Source organism: Calditrichota bacterium (genome assembly GCA_014359355.1).
GTDB lineage: Bacteria > Zhuqueibacterota > Zhuqueibacteria > JANLFK01 > Oleimicrobiaceae > Oleimicrobium.
Map to the genome: position 1 here is coordinate 1 of JACIZP010000128.1, position 8,595 is coordinate 8,595.

Below are 8,595 nucleotides of genomic sequence, written 5' to 3' on the forward strand. Positions count from 1 at the left end.
GCGCCTACCAGGAAATTGGCGTGACGCTCGTCCGCACCCACGACTTCTACGGGCCGCGGGACATGGCTTTCATGTACCGGGACCGCACGCGAGACCCGTCTGAGCCGGCAGCTTATGACTTTGCGGCCAGTGACGTTATGTGGCGCGCAATTGTTGACGGCGGCTTTGAGCCTTACTTTCGGCTGGGCGACTCCTGGAACAACGCTAAGCCGCCGGCAAATGCCCAAGAGAGGGCTAACTGGGTGCGTGCGGCCGTTGAGGTCGTGCGGCACTATCGCGAAGGCAAATGGAACGGCTTCACCACGCCTTTCCGGTACGTGGAGATATGGAACGAGCCCGATAACGCGCAGTTTTGGCCACCCCCGCGCACCCGCCTTGAATTCTTCCAGCTCTTTGCAGATGCCGCGAAGGCGTTGAAGGAGGCTTTCCCCGACTTGCAGGTCGGCGGACCTGCGGTGATGCAGACCGGGTTCATGACTGCGCAGGGCAAGGAGTGGGTAAGGAGTTTCTTGAGTTACCTCAAGCAGAACAACGTGCAGCTGGACTTTTTTTCGTGGCATCTCTATTCCAACGAGCCGAACGATTGGATCACCGGTGCGCGGTTCTACCGCAGCGAGCTGGACGCTGCCGGATTTTCATCAGCCACGATGCATGTTACCGAGTGGAACACCGATATCAGGTTCGTTGACGAAAAAAGCGCCGAGGCCTTTGCTTTGCGCACCGGTGGCAAGGGCGCAGCCATCTTGACGGCTGCATGGATCGCCATGCAGCAGGAAGGGATCTCTGTGGCGACTTTCTATCGTGGCCCAGACCCAGCGATGGACGCACCCACCTTCTACGGCATGTTCTACGCCGACGGGAGACCCAAATTGGTCGCGAGAGCCTTCTCTCTGTGGGCAGCGTTGACCAACTACCCGCGGCGGCTGGCGATCACCGCTACGCCCGCCACGTCAATGTGGATGTTCGCCGGGCAAAATGAGGCAGGGGAGAGGGCACTCCTGATTGCGAATCCCACCGGCGAGGCGGTGTCCTATGCGATCAGCGGCGTCGATGCCGGGCACTTGAGTCTCCGCCAAGTGGACGACACGAGCGCCGATGTTCAACAGCCCACGGTGCGAGACACGGTGCTAAGCATTCCCGGTTACGCCGTGCAGCTGGTGAGGATGGAAAAGTAGGTGCCTATCCGGGCCGGCGAGCAGGTCAGCAGTTTAGGTGAAAGGGCCGCGTGAGAGCCGGGACGCGGCATTGGCATGCGCGAGCTTCCGTTGCACGCGACGTGCCCAGGTCGGAGCGTGCTTCCTCAACACGAGGGCAAAAGGCGCTTGATTTCCTTGCCTGCAGGTGGTATATTTAGAGCACCTTGGTTAGTCTTCGGGCCTTCCCTCGCGCCCATAGCTCAGCTGGATAGAGCAACGGACTTCTAATCCGTAGGTCGTGCGTTCGAATCGCACTGGGCGCGCACTTTTTCCCGCCCTCATTTCTCCTTTATGCCGTGCAAGAATTCTCTTGACAATTTGCCCGCGATGTTGTAGATTTTGCCAGGTTTGTTGCCATTAGCAACTATTGCCCTTAGCAGGAAACGCGGCTATGGAAAAGCGACTGTTTGAACTCATCATGGCGGTGAGCGCAAAGTGTTGGGCCACTGAGCAAAAGATCATGGACCAGCTTGCGCTGTCGCCGGCCGAGTTCAACGCGCTGCTCATCATGGAGGAAGGCGAGGCGCTCCCAGCGTGCGAGCTTTCGGCGAAGATGGGGCTTTCGCCGTCGCGGGGGAGCCGCGTGATCGACCGTTTGGCCAAGCAGGGGTACGTCTCGGTCACCCCTGCAGCCGAGGATCGCCGCCGCGTCAATGTTACGCTCACCAACCAAGGAAAGGAGATGCAACACCGCATCGGGGAACTGATGACCGAATGCGAGGAGCGATTGCTTGCCGCGCTCTCGCCGCAAGCACAGAAAAAGGTGCGCGAAGCGCTCACCCTGCTCGTTGACGTGATGTAACAGGAACCTAACCCACGCACGGAGAGATCCCATGGCGCGTCTGGATAGGAGCTATTTCAAGGCGTTTGGCAACCGCGTGACCTTCGACGAAGTCGAGCGGATGCTCTATGGGCACGACATCGCCGCCATGCCCCCGCTGGTGAGGCCGTTTGTAGGGAGTACTGTCCCGGACCTGGTCGTTCAGCCGAAGGACGAGGACGAGCTCATTGAGCTGGTCAAATGGGCGTACCAGCGGCGCATCCCAATCACGCCGCGCGGCAAAGCCTCCTCTGGCTACGGTGGGGTGATCCCTGTCAAGAAAGGGATGGTCATCGACTTCTACCACATGAAGGACGTGCTCGCGATAGATCCGCAGGCGGAGACGGTGACCGTGCAACCCGGCATCACCTGGGAGGCACTGGACCGCACGCTTAAGAAGCACGGGCTCACCTTGCGCCTCTATCCTACCAGTTACCCTTCTTCCAGCGTTGGGGGATGGTTAGCCCAAGGGGGCGCCGGCATAGGAAGCTATGAATACGGATATTTCCGAGATAATGTCGTCTCCGCCCGTGTGGTGTTGCCCTCTGGGGAGACGCGTGACTTGAGCGGCAGCGACCTCGATCTGGTTGCCGACATGGAAGGCACGACCGGGATCATCAGCCAGGTGACGCTGCGGGTGAAGCCTGACGAAGAGCTCGACGTCGTGGCCGTTGCCTGTCCTGATGCGCACGATCTGCAGCGTTTCGCCCAGTCAGTGATTGACGCCGGCCTGCCCATTTGGGCGATGATGTTCATCAATCCACGCATGGCCGAGATGAAGAATCGTGCGCCTCTGATGGAGCACTATGGCCATCCCGTCGAAGAGCGGGTGATCCTGCCTGCGGCTTACATCACCACCCTTGCTTTTCGCAAAGAGCATAGCCAGCAGGTCCGAGAAAAGTTAGCACAACTGCTGAAGCCTTGTCAGGGCGAGGTGCTCAGCGAGCGCATCGCGCAGCACGAGTGGGAGCATCGCTTCAAGCTGATGATCGTCAAGCGCCTTGGTCCTTCCCTGGTCCCTGCGGAGGTCATCGTTCCCCTGCACAGCCTCGGGGCAGTGATGACCGAAATAGAGAACAAGGTTCACCAGCCGGTGGTCAAAGAGGGCGTGGTGATCAGGCAGGGGGTAGGAGGCACTCCCGAGGTAGTCATCCTCGGCTTCATCCCCAGCGATCAGCGACGTCTCAGCTACAACTTTGTCTTCGGGCTGGTGATGACCATCATGAACATCGCCGGCAAGCACGGCGGGCGCCCCTATGCCACGGGCCTCTACTTCGCGAGCCGCGGCCGCGAAATCCTTGGCAAAGAACGCCTGGAGCGAGCACGGCGCTTCAAGCGACAGATCGACCCGAAAGGGATCCTCAATCCGCGGAAGGTCTTCAGCAACGGCTCGTTCGGCGCCTTGATGCGCTTGGCAAGCTGGTTTGAGCCCGTGATTAGGCCTTTTGGCAACACAGTGATCACCCAAGTGGGAGAGCGCCCCAGTGGCGAGGTGCGCGGCATACCGGCTGACGTGGCCTGGTATGCCTACGGTTGCTCCCAGTGCGGCTACTGCATCGACGAGTGCGATCAGTTCTACAGCCGCGGCTGGGAAAGCCAAAGCCCGCGCGGCAAGTGGTACTGGCTGCGGCAGTTCATGGAAGGCAAGGTCAATTGGGACCAGAAAATGGTGGACACCTTCCTTGTTTGCACGACCTGTGAGCTGTGCAATCTCCGCTGCTCGGCAGCGCTGCCCATCGAGCCGGCCTGGATGAAGCTCCGCGGCAAGTTGATCACTGACGACCGCCGCATGACCTTCCCGCCTTTTGAGATGATGGCCGCTGCCCTGCGCGGCCAAGGGAACATTTGGGCGGGGTACCGCAAGAACCGGGCTGCCTGGTTCCCGGAGGACCTGAGGCAGAAGCACGGCCCCCAGCACAAGAGCAAGACCGTCTACTTCGCGGGCTGCACCGCCAGCTACGTGGAGCACGATATCGGCATGGCCTCCGTCCGACTGTTGGACGCTGCCGGCGTCGACTTCACCTACCTTGGCGAGAAGGAGAACTGCTGCGGCACCCCGATGCTGGTGGCCGGCAAATGGGAGCTTTTTGCCGAGGTGATGCAGCGGAACATCGAGGCGGTGAAGAGCGCCGGCGCCGACACGGTAGTGACTTCGTGCCCTGCCTGCGACATGATGTGGCGGCAAGTCTATCCCACGTGGGCCAATAAACTGGGCATCAACTACGATATCGCGACCCGCCATTATTCGGAGATCATCGCCGAAAAGCTGGCAAGTGGCGAATTCTCTTTCCCCCGCGGCAAGGCGACGGCAAAGAAGGTGACCTGGCACGACTCCTGCCATATCGGCCGTGTCTCTGGGGTGTACGAGGAGCCACGTCAGCTCATTAGAGCGCTGCCTGGGGCGGAGCTGGTGGAGATGGAGCACAACCGAGCCGAAGCGCACTGCTGTGGGAGCGTGCTGACGCTGATCAAAGAACCACCGGTTGCGGCGGAGATTGGGAGGGTGCGACTCGAGGAGGCAATGGAGGCCGGCGCAGAAACGGTGCTCAGCCTCTGCCCTTGCTGCGAGTTTCAACTGCGGGTGACGGCCAGCAAGAAGCAGCTGCCCTTGGAGGTTGTCGACCTCGCTCGCTTCGCTGCAGCCAAGCTCGGCTACGAGTTCCCAGACCCGAATCCCGAAGTGCAGGCGCAGTGGGCCGTGTTCGAGGCGATGATCGCCCTGATGACGCCGCAAGGTTTCGCCGAACTAATGGGCACCATGTGGCCGGAGCTGATAGACGCCATGCCATTAGGCATGGGATCCATGATGCGCGTCATGGGCAAGTTGCCCGGGGCTCTGACCCTCATGAAGCCTCTGTTCCCGGTGCTGTTCCCGAAGTTGTTGCCCATTATGATGCCCAAGGTGATGCCGGTCATGCTTGCACGCGTGGCCGAGCGCATCCCAATGCCCGACTACATGCGCGAGCAAATGCCGGAACTGATGCCCCAGGTGATGCAGAACCTCATGCCACACATGATTGGCGATGTGGTGCCGCTGGTGACACAGCCGATGATCGACTATTTGCGCGGCAAGACAAAGGCGGCTGTCGCCGTATAGGTCGAGCTCTTTTTGCTTGCTTTTCTCGGGAAAGTTGCTATTTTTTCCACACACCAGTGCCTTAACAAGGGTGTTGCGGTGCGCGTCCCGAGACTGCGGCAGGTGAAGATGGCCGCGCAGGCTCCAGAGCGAGTGGTCATGGTTAGCAAGACTGAATTCTGTGGTCCCAACGCATGATAGGCAGACACGGGAAGAGCATGAGAGGCGGTTTTCGCTTTCCAAAGTTGGAAGGGGAACCTCCAGCCGGCGTGGAGGAGGTTGCCCTTTCCGGCCCTCTGTGGGTACCATTGCGGCAGGGCTTCGGCGGGACTTGTGCGGCGGTCGTCAAAGCTGGTGACCGCGTGGTGCGAGGCCAAGTGCTCGGTAGGGCCGAAGGCGAGTTCGCCTGTCCCGTGCATGCACCCGCCAGCGGGAGTGTTGCCCAAATCGGCTCGGTCAAGATCGGCGACGACGAGGTACCGGCGATCTGCATCGAACCTGACGGGAGGAATGAGGAAGAGCGTCTGCCTGGGGCAACCGCAAGCTTTGAACAGCTCCCCGCTGAGGAGGTGCAGAGGCTTTTGCATGAGGCAGGGGTCGGGTCCCTGTTTTTCGAGGGCTTGCCAGCGCCTGCTGCACCCTGTCTCTTGCCTGCAGAACAGGTCAAGTTCGTTGCCATCGCGGCCTTGGCTACCGAGCCATTTCTGCCCAAGCTGCGGAGCCTGCTCGACGGGCGACTGGACGACTTTGTTATTGGCCTGCGCGTGCTGCACCAAGCATTCCCCGAGGCCAAGATAGCTGTGGGCCACAGCCGTGCGGACAGTGACCTCCTTGCCGAGGTCCACCGCCGAGGCGGCGCGCCTCCTTGGCTTACCATTCGACCCCTTGTGGCAAAGTACCCACAGGAGCACCCGGCCCTTCTGGTAACCACACTGCTTGCGCATAAGAAAGTCATCACCTCGCCGGCAGCGGTAGGTGCCGTGGTCAGTGATGCGCAGGCGGTGCTCCATGCCAAAGAGGCCGTCGTCGATGGGCGCCCGATCACGGAGCGCCTCATTGCGCTGGGGGGAAATGGCTTCAGCCGCGGGGGGTATGCGAAGGTGCGTGTTGGGACTGGCGTGCGTGCATTGGTAAGCAACCGCCTGACTGACCAGGCCGAGCCGTATCTGGTGCTCGGCGGCCTTTTCACCGGGTTCCGCGTCACCGACCTGGAAGTTCCTGTGACGCGCACCACCGCTGCGCTTGCCTGCCTGCCGCTCCCCACTAAGGCGGAGTTACTCGGTTCCTTCCGTCCGGGTGCAAGAAACGTCTCAGCGAGCAACGCCTTTCTCGCCGCAGTGCTCCCGTTCGGCTCCCGCCGTCTGGTGGCCAGCCTGCATGGGGAAAGGCGCCCTTGTGTGCAGTGCAACTACTGCGAAGATGTGTGCCCAGTGGAGATCATCCCCCACTTGCTCAGCAAGCAGGTAACGCACGGCCTGGTGGACGAGAGCGAGCGCTTTGGCATCCTCTCGTGCATCGAGTGCGGGCTCTGTTCCTACGTATGCCCATCGAAGATCGATTTGCTGGCCGATATTCGCCTTGGAAAACGGACGCTGATGCAAGAGAAGGAAAAGTATGCGGAGACTGCTTGAGCGTCTTTTCCAGAGTGCCCACGGTCTTGTAAACAAGCACAAAGCCTTGTCCCCTTTGGGCACTGCCTTGCAGGCCCTGGATGCCTTCTTCTTCCTGAAACCAGAGCTCCCGGCGGCGCCCCCGTTTGTGCGCGACCCCTTGGACTTGAAACGCTTCATGATCATGGTCGTTTTGGCACTGATGCCCGCTACCGTGGCTTCCATCTATTTCTTTGGCTGGCGCAGCGTGGCCGTCATCGCGGTATCCTATGTTTTCGGCGTGGGTACCGAGTGGCTCTTTGCCTACGCGCGCAAGGAGGAGATCCACGAAGGGGCGTTCGTCACCTGTCTCATTTTTCCGCTGATTCTGCCCCCCACAATTCCTCTCTGGACGGTTGCTGTCGGCATCGTTTTCGCCACAGTCTTTGCCAAGGAAGCCTTTGGCGGCACCGGGCGCAACATCTTCAACGTAGCGATGATTGGTCGCCTCTTCTTGGCCGTGGCCTTCCCCGCGACGATGACGACTCGCTGGCAGGAGCCGTTTACCTCTGGGCTTGGTGGATTTGCCAGATGGAGCGCCGACGTGGTCACCGGCGCCACGCCGCTCATCTCGTACAAGGCTACGCACTCCTTGACCGGGCTAAGGGATCTATTTGTGGGCACGGTGGCCGGTTCACTTGGCGAGACCTCTGCGCTCCTGATCCTCTTGGGGGGAGCGTTCCTTGTCGCCACGAAGGTGGCCAACTGGCGCTTGCCGGTAGGTTACTTGGGGGCAATGGCGCTCTTTTCGGCAATTGGCTCCTCGCTGTGGCCTGAAAAGTTCGCGCCGCCGCTCTTCCAACTGCTGGCTGGTGGCGCCATGTTTGGGGCAATGTTCATGCTCACCGACCCGGTCACCTGTTGTTTCACCAAGGTGGGCAAGTGGATCTACGCCGTAGCTGCTGGCATCATCACCGTGCTCATCCGCAGTTTGTCCGGCTACGTGGAGGGCGTGATGTTTGCGATCATTTTTATGAACACGTTTGCTCCCCTGATCGACCATCTCATTCTCATGGCAAAGTATCGGGAGGCGGCGTCGGAATGAAGGACAGAGTGCGGATGGTCGTGGTGTTGGTGGTCAGCGCAGCAATTTCGGCGACACTGTTGGGCTGGGTGTATAACTACACCAAACCGACTGTTCAGATCAACCAGGAGAAAAAGCTCAAACGGATGGTGCTCGACGCCTTTTCGATCCCGTACGATGAGGCGAATTTGCTGGAGGTTTTTGCGGGAAGCGTGGAGGTGGTCACAGGCCCCTCCGGTGCGTACTACCGTGCCTATGAGATGAAAAATGGGGTCAAGACCTACACTGGGGTTGCCTTCGAGCTCTCCGGGCCGGGTTTCTGGGCACCGATTCGGGTGATCCTGGCCTTGGACGAGGACTTGCAGACTGTGCGCGGCTTCAAGGTCGTGGAACAGGCAGAGACACCCGGTCTAGGCGGCCGCATGAATGAACCATGGTTCCAGGAGCAGTTCAAAGGCAAGAAGATTGTTCCCGCGTTGCATGTGGTGCATGGCACAAAGGCAAGCGGCCCAAACGAGGTGGACGCGATCACTGGCGCCACCGAGACCAGCAAGGCGTTGGACCGCATCATAAGCCGTGGGGTGGCCAGCTTCCTGGCGGGGATGCATGGTGTACCGGAAGCACAGGATCCGCCCCAGCACGACTGAGCGCTTGTTGGGGCAGAATAGATCGGTCGACAAAGCGAGGAACTAGCGGTGAGGTTTGCTCGCTGACAAACCTCACCCTTTCACAAAAATGTGTGCGGAAAGGCAATGGCTGAGAGCACAGTCTCGGACGAAGTGAAGGCTAAGCCTTTGCGGAGAAAAGTCCCCCTCACGCAGCGCGAGGGG

The 8,595-nt window shown here is 60.2% G+C and carries 6 protein-coding genes and 1 tRNA gene; all 7 read left to right on the top strand.

What is annotated here, in order from left to right:
• Positions 1 to 1,175 (top strand): hypothetical protein (locus H5U38_05350; GenBank protein MBC7186442.1); only part of this gene is annotated, 1,175 nt, incomplete at its 5' end.
• A 210-nt stretch (positions 1,176 to 1,385) separates the two neighbouring features.
• Positions 1,386 to 1,459, top strand: a tRNA-Arg gene (locus H5U38_05355).
• Positions 1,460 to 1,587: 128 nt separating this feature from the next.
• Complete coding sequence (locus tag H5U38_05360) at positions 1,588 to 1,998, top strand: MarR family transcriptional regulator (GenBank protein MBC7186443.1); 411 nt, start codon at positions 1,588 to 1,590, stop codon at positions 1,996 to 1,998.
• 31 nt (positions 1,999 to 2,029) lie between these two features.
• Positions 2,030 to 5,113, top strand: a complete 3,084-nt coding sequence (locus tag H5U38_05365) for an FAD-binding oxidoreductase (protein MBC7186444.1) — start codon at positions 2,030 to 2,032, stop codon at positions 5,111 to 5,113.
• 197 nt (positions 5,114 to 5,310) lie between these two features.
• Entirely contained in the window at positions 5,311 to 6,723 is a 1,413-nt protein-coding gene (locus tag H5U38_05370) for a 4Fe-4S dicluster domain-containing protein (protein MBC7186445.1), read from the top strand.
• A complete protein-coding gene (locus H5U38_05375; GenBank protein MBC7186446.1) occupies positions 6,707 to 7,786 on the top strand; it encodes an RnfABCDGE type electron transport complex subunit D in 1,080 nt (359 codons plus the stop codon). The genes H5U38_05370 and H5U38_05375 overlap by 17 nt, the downstream gene beginning before the upstream one ends.
• On the top strand, positions 7,783 to 8,412 hold the full coding sequence (locus tag H5U38_05380) for an FMN-binding protein (protein MBC7186447.1): 630 nt from the start codon (positions 7,783 to 7,785) through the stop codon (positions 8,410 to 8,412). Before H5U38_05375 ends, H5U38_05380 begins: the two co-directional genes overlap by 4 nt.
• Positions 8,413 to 8,595 lie beyond the last annotated feature (183 nt).